At 53.4% G+C, this 18,698-nt stretch carries 16 protein-coding genes; 8 read left to right on the forward strand and 8 right to left on the reverse strand.

Annotation, left to right across the window (positions count from 1 at the left end; genetic code table 11):
* The first annotated feature begins 13 nt into the window (after positions 1 to 13).
* Positions 14 to 1,234 (forward strand): Tm-1-like ATP-binding domain-containing protein, encoded by a 1,221-nt coding sequence (locus KAJ71_RS15445; protein WP_248946582.1) that lies wholly within the window; start codon positions 14 to 16, stop codon positions 1,232 to 1,234.
* Between the two features lie 80 nt (positions 1,235 to 1,314).
* Here KAJ71_RS15445 and spy read toward each other — a convergent pair whose 3' ends face one another.
* On the reverse strand, positions 1,315 to 1,812 hold the full coding sequence (spy, locus tag KAJ71_RS15450; protein ID WP_248946556.1) for an ATP-independent periplasmic protein-refolding chaperone Spy: 498 nt from the start codon (positions 1,810 to 1,812) through the stop codon (positions 1,315 to 1,317).
* 412 nt (positions 1,813 to 2,224) lie between these two features.
* Here spy and pdeR point away from each other — a divergent pair, with 412 nt between their 5' ends.
* Positions 2,225 to 4,216 carry a cyclic di-GMP phosphodiesterase gene (pdeR, locus tag KAJ71_RS15455; RefSeq protein ID WP_248946557.1) on the forward strand — a complete coding sequence of 664 codons (1,992 nt, stop codon included), beginning with the start codon at positions 2,225 to 2,227 and terminating at the stop codon, positions 4,214 to 4,216.
* 19 nt (positions 4,217 to 4,235) lie between these two features.
* On the opposite strand, the gene KAJ71_RS15460 is transcribed toward pdeR, so the two are convergent.
* Positions 4,236 to 5,102, reverse strand: coding sequence for a crotonase/enoyl-CoA hydratase family protein (locus KAJ71_RS15460; protein WP_248946558.1), 867 nt, complete (start codon positions 5,100 to 5,102; stop codon positions 4,236 to 4,238).
* Between the two features lie 309 nt (positions 5,103 to 5,411).
* Between KAJ71_RS15460 and yhjD the strand changes: the two genes are divergently transcribed.
* From yhjD to KAJ71_RS15475, 3 genes are all read left to right on the forward strand, one after another.
* Entirely contained in the window at positions 5,412 to 6,407 is a 996-nt protein-coding gene (gene yhjD, locus KAJ71_RS15465) for an inner membrane protein YhjD (RefSeq protein WP_248946559.1), read from the forward strand.
* 341 nt (positions 6,408 to 6,748) lie between these two features.
* Positions 6,749 to 8,071: an MFS transporter gene (locus tag KAJ71_RS15470; protein WP_248946560.1), complete on the forward strand. Its 1,323-nt coding sequence runs from the start codon at positions 6,749 to 6,751 to the stop codon at positions 8,069 to 8,071.
* 91 nt (positions 8,072 to 8,162) lie between these two features.
* Complete coding sequence (locus KAJ71_RS15475; RefSeq protein ID WP_248946561.1) at positions 8,163 to 8,912, forward strand: CDP-diacylglycerol diphosphatase; 750 nt, start codon at positions 8,163 to 8,165, stop codon at positions 8,910 to 8,912.
* 177 nt (positions 8,913 to 9,089) lie between these two features.
* Here KAJ71_RS15475 and pdeH read toward each other — a convergent pair whose 3' ends face one another.
* The gene (pdeH, locus tag KAJ71_RS15480) at positions 9,090 to 9,890 is read right to left on the reverse strand and encodes a cyclic-guanylate-specific phosphodiesterase (RefSeq protein ID WP_248946562.1); all 801 of its coding nucleotides are present in this window, start codon (positions 9,888 to 9,890) and stop codon (positions 9,090 to 9,092) included.
* Between the two features lie 270 nt (positions 9,891 to 10,160).
* Between pdeH and KAJ71_RS15485 the strand changes: the two genes are divergently transcribed.
* The gene (locus KAJ71_RS15485) at positions 10,161 to 10,364 is read left to right on the forward strand and encodes a 2-hydroxymuconate tautomerase family protein (RefSeq protein ID WP_021181815.1); all 204 of its coding nucleotides are present in this window, start codon (positions 10,161 to 10,163) and stop codon (positions 10,362 to 10,364) included.
* 153 nt (positions 10,365 to 10,517) lie between these two features.
* On the forward strand, positions 10,518 to 11,450 hold the full coding sequence (gene kdgK / locus KAJ71_RS15490; protein WP_248946563.1) for a 2-dehydro-3-deoxygluconokinase: 933 nt from the start codon (positions 10,518 to 10,520) through the stop codon (positions 11,448 to 11,450).
* A 145-nt stretch (positions 11,451 to 11,595) separates the two neighbouring features.
* On the opposite strand, the gene KAJ71_RS15495 is transcribed toward kdgK, so the two are convergent.
* The 3 genes from KAJ71_RS15495 to ilvC all read right to left on the reverse strand — a co-directional run bounded on the left by KAJ71_RS15495 (position 11,596) and on the right by ilvC (position 15,122).
* Positions 11,596 to 12,159 carry a hypothetical protein gene (locus KAJ71_RS15495; RefSeq protein WP_248946564.1) on the reverse strand — a complete coding sequence of 188 codons (564 nt, stop codon included), beginning with the start codon at positions 12,157 to 12,159 and terminating at the stop codon, positions 11,596 to 11,598.
* An 88-nt stretch (positions 12,160 to 12,247) separates the two neighbouring features.
* A complete protein-coding gene (locus KAJ71_RS15500; RefSeq protein WP_248946565.1) occupies positions 12,248 to 13,192 on the reverse strand; it encodes a colicin-like pore-forming protein in 945 nt (314 codons plus the stop codon).
* A gap of 454 nt (positions 13,193 to 13,646) precedes the next feature.
* Positions 13,647 to 15,122, reverse strand: coding sequence for a ketol-acid reductoisomerase (gene ilvC / locus KAJ71_RS15505; RefSeq protein ID WP_021181818.1), 1,476 nt, complete (start codon positions 15,120 to 15,122; stop codon positions 13,647 to 13,649).
* 167 nt (positions 15,123 to 15,289) lie between these two features.
* Between ilvC and ilvY the strand changes: the two genes are divergently transcribed.
* Positions 15,290 to 16,171 carry an HTH-type transcriptional activator IlvY gene (gene ilvY, locus KAJ71_RS15510; RefSeq protein WP_248946566.1) on the forward strand — a complete coding sequence of 294 codons (882 nt, stop codon included), beginning with the start codon at positions 15,290 to 15,292 and terminating at the stop codon, positions 16,169 to 16,171.
* Positions 16,172 to 16,429: 258 nt separating this feature from the next.
* Here the strand turns inward: ilvY and KAJ71_RS15515 are convergent, their stop codons facing one another.
* Entirely contained in the window at positions 16,430 to 17,131 is a 702-nt protein-coding gene (locus KAJ71_RS15515) for a DUF2461 domain-containing protein (protein WP_248946567.1), read from the reverse strand.
* 21 nt (positions 17,132 to 17,152) lie between these two features.
* Positions 17,153 to 18,697 carry a threonine ammonia-lyase, biosynthetic gene (gene ilvA / locus KAJ71_RS15520; protein WP_248946568.1) on the reverse strand — a complete coding sequence of 515 codons (1,545 nt, stop codon included), beginning with the start codon at positions 18,695 to 18,697 and terminating at the stop codon, positions 17,153 to 17,155.
* Position 18,698: the final 1 nt, after the last annotated feature.

The following is an 18,698-nucleotide window of genomic DNA, read 5'->3' on the forward strand; positions in this document are numbered from 1 at the left end:
TCAGGAACAGATGATGAGCAGTACTCCAAGTTTTGTCTATATTGCTACCACAGCAGATACTAAAGGACAAGAACTGGAATATGTCCGTCATCTGATCGCCACTCTCGATTTACCCGTCATCACTCTCGATCTCTCCACTTCCGGTAAGCCTTCTCTGTATCACGCCAACGTTTCGGCACAGGAGATCGCGGGTTACCATCCGGAAGGTGCACAAACCGTTTTTTGTGCTAATCGCGGACAGGCGATTGCAGCCATGGCTATCGCTTTTGAGCGCTTCATGCTCTCACGTCATGATGTTGCTGCACTGCTAGGTTTGGGCGGGTCTAGTGGCACCGCGATCATCACACCCGCCATGCAACAGTTGCCTATCGGCCTGCCAAAACTGATGGTATCGAGTATGGCTGCAGGTGATGTCGCAGGCTATGTCGGTTCCAGCGATATTGCCATGCTGTATTCCGTCACCGATATCGCCGGGCTTAACCGCATTTCACGCAAGGTTTTGAGCAATGCGGCCAACCAGATAGCCGGGGCCATCCGCTTTCATATCGATGATAATGCCGACAGTAAACCCGCCACCGGCCTGACCATGTTTGGTGTCACTACGCCTTGTATCAAGGCCGTGACCAGTGCCATTGAGCACAACTGGGACTGCCTGGTCTTTCACGCTACCGGCAGCGGTGGCCAGGCAATGGAAAAGCTGATCGACAGCAGCTTGCTCAACGCCGTATTGGATCTGACCACCACCGAGGTGTGCGACTATCTGTTTGATGGCGTGTTGGCCTGCAACGAAGATCGCTTTGGGGCCATTGCCCGCACTGAGATCCCCGGTGTGATGTCATGCGGAGGGCTGGATATGATCAACTTCGGTCATCCAAAAACCATTCCGGCCCGCTATGCCAATCGTCAATTTTATTGCCACAATAGCCAGGTAACGCTAATGCGCACCACGGTGCAGGAGAATACCCAGTTGGGGCGCTGGATTGGCGGCAAGCTAAACGCCTGTGCCGGGGAGGTATGCTTTGTGGTACCGTTGGGCGGCTTTTCGACCTTGGATGCGCCAGGTCAGCCCTTCTGGGATCCGCAAGCGTTGGACGCTTTTGTTCACTCGCTGGAACGGACGTTGATACAGACCGCAAAACGCCGGTTGCTCAAAATACCGTACCATATCAACGATCCCCTGTTCGCCGCAGCCATTATCGAACAATTCAATACTATTGCTGCTACGGTTAAATAAGCCACCTCAAGTATTTTAAGAATATACAATAAAAATGCCGGGAAAATAACCCGGCACTTTTATTATGATAGCAATGTTAATTATTCAGCCGCTGGGACATGATCACGCATTTTCTTCATATGTTCCATCATCTTCTGCTCGCGTTTCTGATAATTCTCATTGTATTGTTTTTTCTGCTCTGGCGTTAGCAGGTTATACATTTTGTTTTCAGCTTTGGCACGTTCCAGCATGTGTTCGGATTGCGCTTTGCTGATCGCATCAATCTGGGCTTTTGCCTTGGCTTCATCGAAGCTTTCCGAAGCGATCATGCTGTGCAGTGCCTGGCGCTCGTCTTTAGCACCCGGGCCGCGTTTTTGATGCGACTCTTTCATGATATCACGCATCTGCTGGCGTTGCTCTTTGGTCAGGTTCAAACCAGCAAAGGGACTTTCTCTTTTTGCGTCTTTATAGGGCATCATTTTCACTGACCCGGCGGTAGTGGCCGTTGCCGGGGCGGTAGTTGCATCGGCAGCAAAGGCAGCAGAAGCAGAACCCAGGGCTAACGTTGAAGCGACAAATAAAGCAGTCAGTTTACGCATAATTATTTCCTTAAAAGTTATTCTTCATCAGGAGCGCTGTACGTTAACAGGCTCACTATCTCGTCGTCGGAAATAATAGTATGCGTATGAATATATAGTAATGCTAGGGAGTGTAAATTTTTTAAAATCAAAGATGGCAATATTCATCAATTATGAATAAATTATGGAGAAGGTGTCTGTTATTTGGAAGATTACATTACCCAAGCGTAATTATTAGTGTGACTTCTTCCCTCTTCTGGCTTTTGGTTAATTTAGCCCCGCTAGCCACAACCCTGGCTCAACAAAACCAAAAACTGATTTTCGCACAGTACGCGGTTCTCTTTTACACTCTATAGCAGACGTCGTTCACACGATCCCCATCGTCTTTTAGGCTACAGCGTAGGGTCCGGCTGTCTCTTTTTGAGGAATGATCATGTTCGCAGAGCAAGGCCCAATGCTTCTTAACTCCCACTTTGGCACCAGCAGCCCTTACTGGCATCTGGCGTTTGACAGCAACGCCCTGGAGTTGACGGCAATCAAAGGTAAAACGCACCTTGCCGTAGCCCTCGATGAAATGCAGGCAGCGAAAATCCGCCGTCTGAGCGGGGTCACCGCCAGCCTGGAGCTGACCATCCAGCTCAGCGGCCAACCCATCCATCTGCATCTGGTCGGCCGCAGGGTCAATAAATTTGAGTGGGCAGGCACCGCTTCTGCCTATACCGATACCGAGGCCGTGGCACGTGATTTAGTGCACGGCCTGTCGTTTGCCGAACAGGTGGTTTCGGAGGCCAACTCCGTCATTGTCATCGTTGACCAACACGGTCGCGTCCAGCGCTTTAACCGCCTGAGCGAAGAGTACACCGGCCTGCAGGAACAGGACGTGATCGGCAAAAACGTCTTCAAGCTGTTTATGAGCCCCGAAGAGGCTGCGGCATCACGGCGCAATATTGCCAGCTTCTTTCGCAACGGGGCTTCCTATGAAGTGGAACGCTGGATCAAAACGGTCAAAGGCGAGCGGTTATTCCTGTTCCGCAACAAGTTCGTACACAGCGGCAGCGGCAAAAAAGAGGTGTTCCTGATCTGTTCCGGTACAGATATTACCGAAGAACGCCGCGCCCAGGAACGCCTGCGGCTACTGGCCAATACCGATACCATCACCGGCCTGCCAAACCGCAACGCCATTCAAGATGATATTAACCGGGCGATTAACGAACGCGGTGACAGCCAGGTTGGGCTGGTCTATCTCGATCTGGATAATTTCAAAAAAGTGAACGACGCCTATGGCCATATGTTGGGTGATCGCTTGCTGATTGAGGTGTCTCACGCCATTCTCAGTTGCCTGGATCATGGGGAAAAGCTTGCCCGTCTGGGGGGCGATGAATTTCTGGTGCTGGTCACCCAGGCCGACCGGATCATGCTACAAGAGCTGGCCCAGCGCATTATCGAGCGCTTGCAAACGCCCTTCCGCATCGGCCTGATCGAGGTCTACACCGGCTGCTCGATCGGCATTGCCCTGTGCCCGCAACATGGCCACGACCTGGACAGCCTGATCCGCTGCGCCGATACCGCCATGTACGTCGCCAAGGAGCATGGCAAACGTACCTTTATCGTCTTCTCGCCGGAAATGAACCGCCGCGTTGCCGAATACATGTGGCTGGATACCAACCTGCGTAAGGGGCTGGAACAGGAGCAACTGGTGGTGTATTACCAACCCAAGGTCGCAACGCTCAACGGAGCCGTGCACAGCGTAGAGGCGCTGGTCCGCTGGGATTCACCTGAGCGCGGGCTGATCCCACCATTACAGTTTATCTCCTACGCCGAAGAGTCCGGGCTGATTGCCCCACTTGGCCGCTGGGTGCTGCAAACCGCCGCTAAACAGGCAGCCATTTGGCAACGACAGGGGCTGAATTTACGCATCGCGGTTAACCTTTCCGCCAGGCAGTTGGTGGATGACAGCGTGGTAAACGATCTGGTTGAGGTACTACGAGAAAACCAGCTTTCTCCCTGCACGCTGGACTTTGAGCTGACCGAGAGCAGCCTGATAGAGGATGAAAACCGGGCGCGTGAGGTGATCGCCCGGCTACGGGCCTTGGGCGCACAGGTACATCTGGATGATTTTGGCACCGGTTACTCCTCTCTGGCCCAGTTGGCACGTATTCCACTGGACGCCATCAAGCTGGATCAGAGCTTTGTACGCGGCGTAAACCTGGCCCCGGTATCACAATCACTAATACGCGCCATCGTCGCGGTCGCCGCAGCGTTACAGTTCAAGGTGATTGCCGAAGGGGTCGAGACAGATAGTGAGAATCGCTTCCTTGACTGCGTAGGAGTCGATGAAAAACAGGGGTTCCTGTTCGCCCGCCCGATGCTTCCTGAGCAATTAGAACAGTGGCTGAAAACCTATAGCCCGCGATCACCAAAGTGATGCGGGCGGGAATTAACGCTTAGCTGGCACGGCGCTGGTTAAGCGCATGCCGATCCTGCAGCATCACCAACCGCTCAATATACAGACGATCCTTCTCCTCAATGGTAAAAGCCGAGTGTACCCAATCCTCGGTAATGTCCATCAGTTCGGAACGAGTTAACTGCAAGACCCGCTGACGCGCGCGCAACATGGCACGCATACCGTTCAGCTTGGGCCTGATGGTGTCAATGAAGGTACGGGTCGCCATATAGGCGTCACCCGGTTGAAACAACCGATCCACCAGCCCGTAGCTTTCGAACCATTCGGCGGTATGAGACTCCCCGCTCCAGATCAGCTCTTCCGCCAGGCGCATACCTGCTTTGCGGGCTACCAGTGAATAACCACCCATACCGGGAAACAGATTGAAGGCGATTTCCGGGAATCCCATCCGCGCATTGTTCTGCGCCAAAACAAAATGGTGCGCCAATGCCGCCTCAAAACCACCCCCTAGCGCGCTGCCCTCTACCATGGCAATGCTAATGGCCCCAGTATCAAAGCCACGGGCCGCCGCATGCACGCAGTCGATACAGGCCCGCGCATACGCCATCATTGCCTCACGCTTGCGGTTTTTGATCGCTTCGGCAAAAAAGCTCAGATCCCCGCCAACGTTAAACATGTTTTGCACCAGCGAACCAGTGACCCAAAAGTCGAACTGCAACGTCGACTCCTTCGCCGCCTGCGCCAGCGTCATGATATCTTCTATCAGCGCCTGATTGAAACAAGGGCGCGGCTCTGCACGCAGCAGCATCCACATGATGTGGCGATCTTCCTCATAATAAGCGCAAAGTTGCGACAGGTTGCCCGCTTCGGTAAATGGGCGACAGGTGGGATGATTGAATAATTTCATAAGACCTTCCATTTTATCTATTGATTCAGGAGATAACCGTTCCAGCCCCTACGGCTGCAGTAGGCGCATGCAGAGTGAAAAAGCGCGCGCCATAAGATGAGTAAAAGCCTTCCTGGCGCTGAGATAGATAAAATTGCAGGGATCCGGCAGAAAATCAGACGTGTGGTGAGTAGGACAAAATCGAACGATCTCGCGGGTAGCGGCCACCATCAGATTTAACCCAATCTCGCTGATAACGGCCAAATCAAGGGCATATTTGGCTATAATCAAGCACATGCCCATTGATTTACTGAAGGATACAGTGACGTAATGCAGAATAAAGCCGCTCCAGAGCAGCCTGATGCCATCGAGAAACCGACGATCGCCATCAAAACCGGCAACCAAAAACTGGATAAAGGCCTTTCGGGATTCGCTCGCCTGATAGAGCGCGTTAAAGCTTGGCCCACCATTGCTCACCTGCTGCGAGCCACCGAACGCTTCAACGACCGTCTTGGCAGCCAGTTTGGCGCCGCCATTACCTACTTCTCGTTTCTCTCTCTGATCCCGATCCTGATGGTGTCGTTTGCCGCCGTGGGCTTTGTGCTGGCATCCAACCCGGATCTGCTGGCCGAATTGATCAATAAGATCGTCAATAGCATCAGCGATCCCACGCTGGCCAGTACCTTGAAGAACACGGTGAACACCGCCATCCAGCAACGTACTACCGTCGGCCTGACCGGTCTGGCGCTGGCGCTGTACTCAGGCATCAGTTGGATGGGGAATCTGCGTGAGGCGATCCGCGCCCAGTCCCGTGACGTTTGGGAACGCAATCCACAGGATCAGGAGAAAATCTATTTTCGCTACACCCGCGATTTTATTTCATTAACCGGCCTGGTGGTGGCGCTGATCGTCACGCTGTCGTTAACCTCGATTGCGGGTTCTGCTCAGGCGGCCATCGTGCATGCGCTGGGGCTGGATGGCATTGAATGGCTGCGGCCGGCGATGACGCTGATCGCGCTGTCGATCTCCATCTTTGCCAACTACCTGCTGTTTTTGTGGATCTTCTGGATGCTGCCGCGCCATAAACCGAAGAAAAAAGCGCTGCTGCGCGGCACGCTGATCGCCGCAATTGGCTTTGAAGCAATCAAGTTTGTGATGACCATGACGCTGCCGCAGGTCGCCAAATCGCCTTCCGGCGCCGCCTTTGGTTCGGTGATCGGGCTGATGGCGTTCTTCTACTTTTTTGCCCGCCTGACGCTGTTTTGCGCCGCCTGGATTGCCACGGCACAGTATAAAGAGGACAAAACCCTGCCGCAGGGCAAGTGAGTCTGCGCTAAACGCATTGCATTAATGCCAGTCGCCAGGTTGCGACTGGTTTTTTATTTCAATAATAAAGCCAAAAAGCAGTCAATAACTCTAAAGCACAGCGAGCCAATCCGCAAAAACCAGCATAACAAACTACCCTATAACTTTTCTTTGCACCTTTTCCAGTCATTATCTCTGCTTATGGCTCACTTCACCACGTTAATGACCATAGAACGCGAACTCGTTAAAACATTAGTCTTTTTAACAGTTTATTTGCCAGATAGTACAAAATCTCCCCGTTGAAAAGCCATTTTGCTATGACTAAGATGAATTTTTCCCTAGTCAAAATATAAGAAATAACTATGCAAGCCACCATCGCACCCCCTTTAGACGCCGAAGCCGCGTCCACACCGGTTAACTCCCGGGGAAAAGTCATCGTCGCCTCTCTGGTCGGTACCGCCATCGAGTTCTTTGATTTCTATATTTATGCCACTGCTGCAGTGATCGTCTTCCCGCATATCTTCTTCCCACAGGGCGATCCTGCGGCCGCCACGCTGCAATCGCTGGCCACCTTCGCCATCGCCTTTGTGGCGCGGCCAATCGGCTCTGCCCTGTTCGGCCACTTCGGCGATCGCGTCGGGCGTAAGGTCACCTTGGTTGCTTCACTGCTGACCATGGGGATTTCCACCGTGCTGATCGGCCTGCTGCCAAGCTATGAAACCATTGGCATCCTTGCACCGATCCTGCTGGCGCTGGCACGCTTTGGCCAAGGCCTGGGTCTGGGTGGCGAATGGGGCGGTGCCGCGTTGCTGGCCACCGAGAATGCACCTGCCAACAAGCGTGCGCTGTACGGCTCTTTCCCACAGTTGGGTGCACCGATCGGTTTCTTCTTCGCCAACGGCACCTTCCTGCTGCTCTCCTGGTTGCTGACCGATGAGCAGTTCATGACCTGGGGCTGGCGCGTGCCGTTTATCCTCTCTGCCGCGCTGGTGCTGGTTGGTCTGTATGTGCGTATTTCGCTGCATGAGACCCCGGTTTTTGCCAAGGTAGCCAAGGCGGGCAAACAGGTGAAGGTTCCGCTCGGGACTCTGCTGAGCAAGCACAAAAAGGCCACCATCCTGGGTACCTTCATCATGCTGGCTACCTATACGCTGTTCTACCTGATGACCGTTTACTCCATGACCTACGGCACGGCCGCAGAGCCGTTGGGGCTGGGCTATTCGCGTAACAGCTTCCTGTGGATGCTGATGGTGGCGGTGATTGGCTTTGGCGTGATGGTGCCGATCGCCGGTTTGCTGGCCGATGCCTTTGGCCGCCGCAAGACCATGATTGTCATCACCCTGTTGATGATCGGCTTTGCCTTCCTGTTCCCGAGCATGCTGGGTTCCGGCAATCAGCTGTTGGTGATGGCTTTCCTGCTGCTTGGGCTGAGCATTATGGGCCTGACCTTTGGCCCGATGGGCGCACTGCTGCCTGAACTGTTCCCAACCGAAGTGCGCTACACCGGAGCCTCGTTCTCGTATAACGTGGCCTCGATCCTGGGGGCTTCGGTTGCACCTTATATTGCTACCTGGCTGGCCAACAACTATGGGCTGTTCTACGTTGGCATGTACCTGGCGGCCATGGCCAGCCTGACGCTGATCGCGCTGCTGCTGATGAAAGAAACCCGCCACACGTCGCTGTAATCCTCTTCCGGCCCCCTGCCTATGGGGGCCGTTTGTCTGCTGTCACAAATCCCGGCTATGCTATCTCTCCCTTTGCTGAGGAAACCTACCTATGTCGTTGCGCCGTTGGCTCTGTTTGTCTGTTGCGTTGCTGGCGATTATCGTTATTGCCGCCTATTTCTGGCTGAAACCGGCCCACCCGGATGCGCTGTGGCATATCGTCAGCCAGCAGTGCCTACCTAATCAGCAGCAAAACCATAATCCGGCCCCCTGTGCACAGGTGGATGAGCAGGCAGGGTTCGTGGTGCTGAAAGACCGCAATGGGCCGTTGCAGTACCTGTTGATGCCAACGGCCAAAATCACTGGCATCGAAAGCCCGCAGGTATTACAGCCCGACACCGCCAACTTCTTCACCTTAGCCTGGCAGGCCAGGCATTTTATGGCGGATAAACTCGGTAAACCGATCGACGATGCCGCTATCTCGCTGGCGATCAACTCCGAATATGGCCGTACGCAAAATCAGCTGCATATTCATATCTCCTGCCTGCAACCAGCGGTAAAAAACCGGCTGGCTCAGCTGCATGGGGATTTCAGCGAAAGTTGGCAACCGCTGCCAGGGGGATTGCTGGGGCATGATTATTTGGCACGGCGCGCCAGTGCCGCAGAGCTGAAGCAGCTTGGAGCATTCCGTTTGTTGGCTCAGGGCGTTGAAGGCGCTGGTGAAAACATGGGTAGCTACGGTATGGCGATGACGGCCTTGCCAGGAGGGGATTTCCTACTGCTGGCCGTGAAACGTAACCTGTGGCAGCTGAATCTGGCCTCAGCCGAGGAGATCCAGGATCACAGCTGCTCATCCTGGTGACGTTCCCAGTTAACGCCCAGATCGCCACGAATAGCAAACGGGCGCTGCAGCTCGTTTGCCTGTTCTTGTCATAACAGCTCCCTTGAGGCGATAGCTCACTGACCCAATTGAGGGACACAGCCTACTTAAAAGCCTAGTCGAGGATAGGCCAGAGTTCACGCCTTGGGAACTAATGGGTTAGTGGGTGGGGGCAATAAACCGCGTAGGCAGCGTTTTCAGCTGGTCAAAATGTGCAGGGCGGCTAAGGTAATAGCCTTGGGCTGCAAACGCGCCAGAGCGCTGTACCAGCCGCCATTCCTGCTCTGTTTCTACCCCTTCGACAATCACCCCGTCGCTGTGCTGACTCATTAGGCGCACCAGGGTAAAAAACAACTGGATACCCTCATCGCTTTGCTTGAGCAGCATAAACAGTTCGCGAGCCACCTTGATATACTGATAGCGCCAACTGCTGACCGCAGAGAAATTCGCCAGCCCGCTGCCAAAATCGTCCAACCACAGGCGCTCCGCCCCGGGGATATGCTGCAGTGGCCCATTCAACGCCCTGTCTGCCTGCTCCACCAGCTCAAAACGCAGGTAAGGCATGAGGCTGATTTGCCGCTGTATCGCCGGGTGCCGCTGTAGGGCCTGCAAGGCCTTGCCGTCGATATTGATGGAGACCATCAGCGCATGGCGGGTAAACATGGCTTGCCATTGCTGTAGTAAATGGAGCTGTTCCTGAATGACCGCCAGACGCTGGCGTAACCCCAGCGCGGCAAAGTAGTCCTCTGGGGACACGGGTTTGCCCGGTGCCGCCGGATGATGCACCGCCGTAAGCAACTCCACCGCCAGCAGTTTGCCGCAGGTGCGGTAAATGGGTTGGAAAGTATACAAACGCCGACACTGCCGCCAGTAGCGGAACACTTTGGCGCGCTGCCAGGCGGCAAACAATGGCGTCAGTAAACCAGAGATCATGTTGGTTATCATCGGTACTATCGCCATTAGGGAATGGAAACGATAATGTTGCCTGAAATTCGTCGATCTTGTTATCGGCAGCGCACAATAAAACTTTAAGCCCCGTTCAAAGCCCTCTACATTAAGCCATTACCCGTCCTAAAATTACCCTATGGATTTCAAGTTGCAGCTAGGCGACAAGCTCGTTCATCCCCAGGAGCTTACTTTTCGTAAGTGACTGGGGTGGGCGAGCGCAGGTAACAACGCTGCAGCTTGAAAGACGACGGGTAAGCGTTTTTATAACAAGAGGAAAGTAGAATGCCCTACGTAAATATCAAAATTACCCGCGAGGGTGCAACCGCGGAGCAGAAAAAACAGCTAATCGCTGGCGTTACCCAGCTGTTGGTCGATACGCTCGGCAAAAACCCCGCCACTACCGTGGTGGTAATCGATGAAGTGGAAACCGATAACTGGGGGATTGGTGGTCAATGCGTCACCGATCTGCGCGCGGCGGCCAAGTAGTTTTCCTTCCTCAGCGGCGGGAAACCACGCGTTTCCCGATCACGATCATAAACTAATTAAAACGCTGTTTTATTCCTATTGACTCGCTTCGCCCTTGCGTTGAGACTGGACGTATTCGCAGCAACCAGACTCATTATCAAGTCAGGGATTATCATGAACAGCAAAAACCTCGCCGTGATCGGCGAATGCATGATCGAACTGTCGCAGAAAGGCGCCGATCTCAGCCGTGGATTCGGTGGCGACACTCTCAACACTGCCGTCTATATCACCCGCCAAGTGCCGCAACAGGCGCTGAACGTGCATTACGTCACCGCACTTGGCACCGACAGCTTCAGCCGGGAAATGCTGCGAGCCTGGCAGCAGGAGCAGGTGAAAACCGATCTGATCCAGCAGTTGGATAACAAGCTACCGGGATTGTACGTGATCGAAACCGACGCTACCGGCGAGCGCACCTTCTATTATTGGCGCAACGATGCTGCCGCCCGCTACTGGCTAGATGGCGCGCAGGCAGAGAGCCTGTGCGCCCAACTGGCGCAGTTTGATTACCTGTATCTGAGCGGTATTAGCGTGGCGATCCTCAACCCTGCCAGCCGGGAAAAACTGCTGACCCTGCTGCGCCGATGCCGGGCCAACGGCGGTAAAGTGATCTTCGATAACAACTATCGGCCACGGCTGTGGCAAAGCCAGCAAGAGACTCAGCAGGCCTATCGCGAGATCCTGGCCTGTACCGACATCGCCTTCCTGACGCTGGATGATGAAGATTTACTATGGGGCAAACAACCAGTTGAGCAGGTGGTAAGCCGTACCCGCGACTTTGGCGTGGGTGAGATAGTGATTAAGCGTGGCGCAGATTCCTGCCTGGTGTTTAGCGCCGATGGGGAAACCCACGACGTACCGGCGGTCAAACTGCCAAAAGAGAAAGTGATTGATACTACCGCCGCCGGGGATTCCTTCAGCGCCGGCTATCTGGCTGTGCGCCTGACCGGCGGTGATGCAGTTAGCGCGGCCAAACGTGGCCACCTGACCGCCAGCACGGTGATCCAGTATCGCGGGGCTATTATCCCACGCGAGGCAATGCCGCAATAATTCCAGTTCCTGAACCGAATAGGAGGCGGGGCCACTCCCGCCGTCCTCTCATTCCACTGTATGTACGGTTTCATATACGGAGATTCAAGTTATTCGGCGAAGTTGGTTTCGCATCTAGTATTGCGAGCAATCCCAGCCAATCCCGTCACTTGGGCGCAAACGGCTTCTTAACCAAGATGATATAAGGAAGCACAAAGAAATAAATGAAATTCAGTACGATGATAAGGTACAGTGCTAACATCCAAATGGCTGAAAAAAGTGCAAAGAAGAACGGCTGGAAGCCGAAAATTCGGTACATTCTGTTGTGCTGCGACAGATCTGTCACAGAAAAGTAGCTCATGTAAATAATGAGAGCCGTCAGTAATATAAAACCTATCGTTGTCATACAAAGATACAGAATTGAAAATGTATTCTTAATTCCAGACTTTGATTTAATTACAGCTTCTTTACCAACGATAACCATAACGTAAACGGACAGGAAAGGGGTAGTGACAGCTACATAATTACTAATCACTTTCGCTGTAAAAGGAAAGAGCTCAGAGGTGAAGCCAACCATCCCTAAAAAAAACTTATCTAGGAATTGGTTCAATGACATATAAAATTCGGAGTTAGGAACCTCCGGAATAACAGTCGAGAATAAAAAAACAGGAATCAGGCTCATGAACATAAATCGATAGGGGATATTAATTGGCTTTGATACACCATCCATTACCTTCTCCTTCTCCAATTTCATTAAATGAAGAAAAGTATAGCACAATGAAAAGCGAGGAGCAGCACTCCCCGCTAATTTATTTAATTTAACGTGTGATCACCCAATTATTAATCTGCTCTGCACGCTCAGGATCAAAGAAAGCCCCCGCCATCGCTGCTATAAGCGCGACACCAATGGTACTCACTGCAACCGGAACTGCGACAAACGCAGCAATGACAGCAAACACTGCGGCAGCGATGGCTCCAGCGGCTGTAGAAGCAGCTGCACTTAACCCAATGGCTTCCAATTGTAACATAAATGGCGACCAATCATTTCGCACGTAACCATCAATTGCTGCATAGATGAGCTTATTGACATTCACCGCCATAGATAAGACACCAAAGGAACGAGCCAGTCGTGACAAGTTATCGCCAAACACCTTGGCATCGGTATAAATCAACGCAAGTTTTAACGCATTTCTATCAGCCGAATTCAGGGCAAACTTGGGATTACTTCGGACTTTTTCAAATATGGCCATTGCCTGCTGATAGTTTTTTATTTTTTTTCCTTTGATATTAGCCTTTAAGCCTTCCAAGGTGGCTTTATATTGTTGTCCATATTTTTCGATAGTTGATTTATTGAAGGCACTAACAAAAAGTAGTAAGTCCTCAACCTGCCCCCTTGCCATATTAACGCGATTCTGTTCGTTATCCATGCGTTCCGTACCGGAAAGAGCACGAACTCCTGTAACCGTTGTATTATTATAATCAACGGCATACATTAAGCCAAAAATGCTAACGTTATAACATGTCGCCCCGGAGTCTAGATACATATTTTGGGCTTTATACGCCACCTTAGAGCTAACGCCAGATGATGAACTGCCATTACCACTATTACCATTACCAGAACCGCCTCCCCAATGAACTCCAGAACCACCACTGCTGCTCGATGAGTCATCCGCGAAGGAAACGGAATATTTTCCATTACCAAAACTTGCATTCACAGCATCTTGTACATGCCCAATATTTGCATTATCGTATGAATTACCCATGATACATCCCCTTATTTAATAATTTGAACCTTAATAATTATTATTAAGGCAGACTTATTATCCTGGGGAAATCAGCTCAAATAAATAAAACTGAGTTTTGTAGAAGATGGCACAACAATTCATACTGACCTATCACACTAGAACTATTTATTCGATTGCACCTCCGTTTAGATATGGTACCTAGTTTAACGCTTCCCGTTAATACAATAGCAATTGTGTGAAATTAAACCCTTAATTTAACGAGAACGTTTATTTTTTACCATTTACTATTCAACCAAAGTTAAAGACAGGCCCATTGAGGCGCAGTGCGCCACACCAGGCCCAAAAATGCGAAAGGCCAGCAACTATGCTGGCCTTTTTAGTTGGTCCGGTAAATCGAGCCGATCTGAATGGGCGCAGCATACAGCTGCCCCTACGGTTTCATACCTCGCATTCGACCCAATTGGTACGGGTTTTAGCCGGCTACCGCGATACGTTTCATATCGGTCATATAACCACGCAGTTTGCGGCCAACGGATTCGATTGGGTGGTTGCGCACCGCTTCGTTCACGTCACGCAGCTGCGCGTTGTCAACGGTGGTACCAGCAACAGATTTACCCAGATCGCCCGCCTGCAGAGTGGTCATGAACTCTTTCAGCAACGGTACCGCCGCATAAGAGAACAGGTAGTTACCGTATTCTGCGGTATCGGAGATCACCACGTTCATTTCATACAGACGCTTACGTGCGATGGTGTTGGCGATCAGCGGCAGCTCATGCAGTGATTCGTAGTAAGCAGATTCTTCGATGATGCCTGAATCCACCATGGTTTCGAAGGCCAGCTCAACGCCCGCTTTCACCATTGCTACCATCAGTACGCCATTGTCGAAGTATTCCTGCTCGCTGATTTTACCTTCAAACTGTGGCGCGGTTTCGAAAGCGGTTTTGCCGGTCTCTTCACGCCAGGTCAGCAGTTTCACATCGTCTGCGGCCCAGTCTGCCATCATACCGCTGGAGAACTCGCCAGAGATGATGTCGTCCATGTGCTTCTGGAACAGCGGAGCCATGATGCCTTTCAATTGCTCAGACAGTGCATAGGCACGCAGTTTCGCTGGGTTGGACAGGCGATCCATCATCAGGGTGATGCCGCCCTGCTTCAGCGCTTCGGTGATGGTTTCCCAGCCGAACTGGATCAGTTTTTCTGCGTAAGCTGGGTCGGTACCTTCAGATACCAGCTTGTCGAAGCACAGCAGAGAACCCGCTTGCAACATACCGCACAGGATGGTCTGCTCGCCCATCAGGTCAGATTTCACTTCTGCCACGAAGGAAGATTCCAGCACGCCTGCACGGTGGCCGCCGGTGGCTGCTGCCCATGCCTTGGCAATCGCCATGCCTTCGCCTTTTGGATCGTTTTCCGGGTGAACCGCGATCAGCGTTGGCACACCAAAGCCACGTTTGTATTCTTCACGCACTTCGGTACCTGGGCACTTAGGTGCAACCATCACGACGGTGATGTCTTTACGAACCTGCTCACCAACTTCAACGATGTTGAAGCCGTGGGAGTAGCCCAGCGCAGCACCGTCTTTCATCAGCGGCTGTACGGCACGAACTACGGAGGTGTGCTGCTTGTCTGGAGTCAGGTTAACTACCAGATCGGCCTGCGGGATCAGATCTTCATAAGTGCCCACCTTGAAGCCGTTCTCGGTGGCTTTGCGCCATGAGGCACGCTTCTCGGCAATCGCTTCTTTACGCAGCGCATAAGCCACGTCCAGGCCGGAATCACGCATGTTCAGACCCTGGTTCAGACCCTGAGCACCACAGCCGACAATCACCACTTTTTTCCCTTTCAGGTAACCGGCTTCATCCGCAAATTCGTCACGCGCCATGAAACGGCACTTACCCAATTGCGCCAACTGCTGACGCAGGTTCAATGTGTTGAAATAGTTAGCCATGGTGATGCTCCAGTTAATGTTGTGTCGTGCAATATTATTCTCATCCCAACCCTGTCGGTACGGGACCCGTTGAAACCAATGTATAACAGGAATTGCGTTGCTTAAATTGATATATTACGAACGTGACGTTGCAATTTCTGCAACACCCCGCTGCGAGCGTACTGATTATGGACTTACGTGATCTCAAGCTGTTCCTTCACTTGGCTGAAAGCCATCACTTTGGCCGCACAGCCAAGGCGATGCACGTCAGCCCCTCCACGCTTTCCCGCCAGATCCAACGGCTGGAAGAAACGCTTGGGCAACCGCTGTTTCTGCGTGATAACCGCACCGTAGAGCTGACCGATGCCGGCGAGCAGCTGAAAGTGTTTGCTCAACAAACGCTGCTGCAGTATCAGCAGTTGAAACATTCGCTTGGCCAGCACGGCCCATCGCTGAGCGGCGAACTGCGTTTGTTCTGCTCGGTCACTGCCGCTTACAGCCATCTGCCGCCGATCCTCGATCGCTTCCGTGCCCAGCATCCTCTGGTTGAAATCAAGCTGACCACGGGTGATGCCGCCGATGCAGTGGACAGAGTGCAGTCCAACGAGGCCGATCTTGGTATCGCCGGGCGGCCTGAAACCCTCCCCACCAGCGTTGCCTTCACCCAAATCGGCGAGATCCCGCTGGTGCTGATTGCTCCCGCTCTACCGTGTGCAGTAAGAACGCAGGCTTTTGCCGAGCAGCCAGACTGGGCCAATATGCCGTTTATCCTGCCGGAGCATGGCCCGTCACGAAAACGCATCGAACTGTGGTTCCGCCGCCAGCACATCACCAATCCGCTGATTTACGCCACCGTCGGTGGGCATGAGGCGATTGTTTCGATGGTGGCATTAGGCTGCGGTATCGCGCTGATCCCCAGCGTGGTGGTAGACAACAGCCCGGAGCCGGTTCGCAACCGCATTTCTCAGTTGGAGAATATCTCGATGGTCGAACCGTTCGAACTGGGGGTCTGCGTGCCGAAAAAACGCCTCAACGAACCGCTGATTGAGGCGTTCTGGCAACTTTTGTGAATAGAAGTGCGATTCCCACTCAAAACTCAATGAGGTTGTTTATCACAACTTAATAATACCCTATGGATTTCAAGTCACAGCTAGGCGGCCAGCTCGCTCATCCCCAGGAGCTTACTTTTGGGTAAGTGACTGGGGTGACAAATCTGTCGGGAACAGATTTGAACGCTGTACACAGCGGCCCCGAAGGGGTGAGGCCCACGGATGGGCCGAATAGCTATGTGCAGCCAACAACGCTGTGGCTTGAAAGACGACGGGTATTCATAGGTCTGCGGGGTCGATCTGCTTCATCGCTTCCACCTGCATCAGCCACTGGTACAGCGGCTCCAACTGCTGGAAACTCTGCGTAAGGGTAGCGACCAGATCGGCGCTGAACAGCTTTTCCACCTGATTATCTGTGGCCATCACCGCAAAGGATTTGCGGTTGTACCAAGTGGCAATCTCCGGTGCCTGCTCCAACACTCGCGGGCGCTTATAGCTTTCCCCCACCAGCTCGAACGGCGCACGGCAGCACGCGGCCACCTCCAAAAACGGCTGTGGTCTGCGCAGCAAGGTATGGCGAAACAGATCCATGGTGGCTTTGTCGGCGCTGTAATAGCCCAGGCCATAACGCAGCATGTCCGGCCCCAGTTCAAAGAAGTATACCGGTGCCTGCTTCCAGTCTTTGCTTGGCCGCTTGAAGGTCAGCCACATACGGCTACGGTAGCGGGATTTATCATGGGAAAAACGCGTGTCGCGATGAATGCGCGACAGCGTTTTGCCAATGGCCGGACGGGTTTCAAACTGCGGGTCAATCATCAGCATCGCAGGACTCAGCGCATCCACCAGCGAACGGAACGGCGTTAACAGCTCACGATCATACACGCCTCGATTGGCGTCAAACCACTCTTTGTCGTTCTCGATCCGCACCTGTTGCAGGAAGTCCAGCCCCTGTTGGCTGAACCCGGTGAACTCATTACTCATACGCTATCCTTGTCGCCGATGTTAGCCCTGCAGGAAGAACCGGAAGGCCGGGTTGTCGGTCTCATCATGGCAGTCGTAACCCAACGCCTGCAGGTGTTGCTCAAACTCTGGCTCGGTCTGCGAAAGCTCAAACCCCGCCAGCACGCGACCAAAATCGGTGCCGTGGCTGCGGTAGTGGAACAGCGAAATATTCCAGTGCGTGCCCAGCGTTTGCAGGAACTTGAGCAATGCGCCCGGTGACTCCGGAAACTCAAAGCTGTACAGACGCTCACGCAACGGTTTCGAAGGCCGCCCGCCGACCATGTAACGTACGTGCAGTTTTGCCATCTCATCGTCCGACAGATCCACCACCTGATAGCCATCACGGTTCAGCTCATCGATGATTTCCAGCCGCTCGGCATGGCCTCTGGTCAGGCGGACACCGACAAAGATGCAGGCGTTGTCAGCATCGGCATAGCGATAGTTGAACTCAGTTACCGAGCGGCCACCCAACAGTTGGCAGAACTTCAGGAAGCTGCCCTTCTGTTCTGGAATGGTCACTGCCAGCAGCGCTTCGCGTTGTTCGCCCAGCTCGCAGCGTTCGGAAACGTAGCGCAGGCCGTGGAAATTCACGTTGGCACCGGAAAGCACATGGGCCAGCCGCTCTCCCTGAAGATTGTGCTGCTGCACGTATTTTTTCAGCCCCGCCAGCGCAAGTGCGCCAGAAGGTTCGGCGATGGCCCGCACGTCTTCGAACAGATCTTTCACCGCTGCGCAGATCGCATCGCTGTCTACGGTGATCACGTCATCCAGGTATTCACGGCACAAGCGGAAGGTTTCATCACCGATGCGCTTGACCGCTACACCTTCGGCAAACAGCCCGACGCGCGCCAAATCGACCGGCTGCCCGGCATCCAGCGCTGCGCGCAGGCAGGCCGAATCCTCAGCTTCCACGCCAATCACTTTGATTTGCGGCATAAGCTGCTTGATCAGCACCGCCACTCCGGCCGCCAGACCGCCACCGCCAACCGGGACAAACACCCGATCCAAGTGCGCGTCCTGCTGCAACAGCTCCATCGCCAAAGTGCCCTGCCCAGCAATCACTGCCGGGTGATCGAACGGAGGCACGAAGGTCATGCCCTGCTGCTGCGAAAGCTCAATCGCCTTGACCTTGGCTTCGTCAAAGTTGGCACCGTGCAGTAACACTTCACCGCCGAAGCCCCGCACCGCATCAACCTTGATATCCGCCGTCGACACCGGCATCACGATCAGGGTTTTGATCCCCAAACGGTTGCCGGAAAAGGCGACGCCCTGGGCATGATTGCCCGCAGAGGCCGTGACCACGCCACGCGCCCTCTGCTCTTCATCCAGGCTGGCGATCATCGCGTAAGCCCCACGCAGCTTGAAGCTGTGCACCGGCTGGCGATCCTCGCGCTTCACCAGAATGGTATTGCCGAGGCGCGCAGAGATCTTGCCCATTGTCTGTAGCGGGGTGACCTGAGCCACCTCGTAAACCGGCGAGCGGAGCACCGCTCGCAAATATTCCGCGCCGCAGGGGGCATCGGATAGGGGTTGTGATACCGCCATG

Origin of the sequence: Serratia silvae (assembly GCF_023282985.1) — a bacterium.
GTDB lineage: Bacteria > Pseudomonadota > Gammaproteobacteria > Enterobacterales > Enterobacteriaceae > Chania > Chania silvae.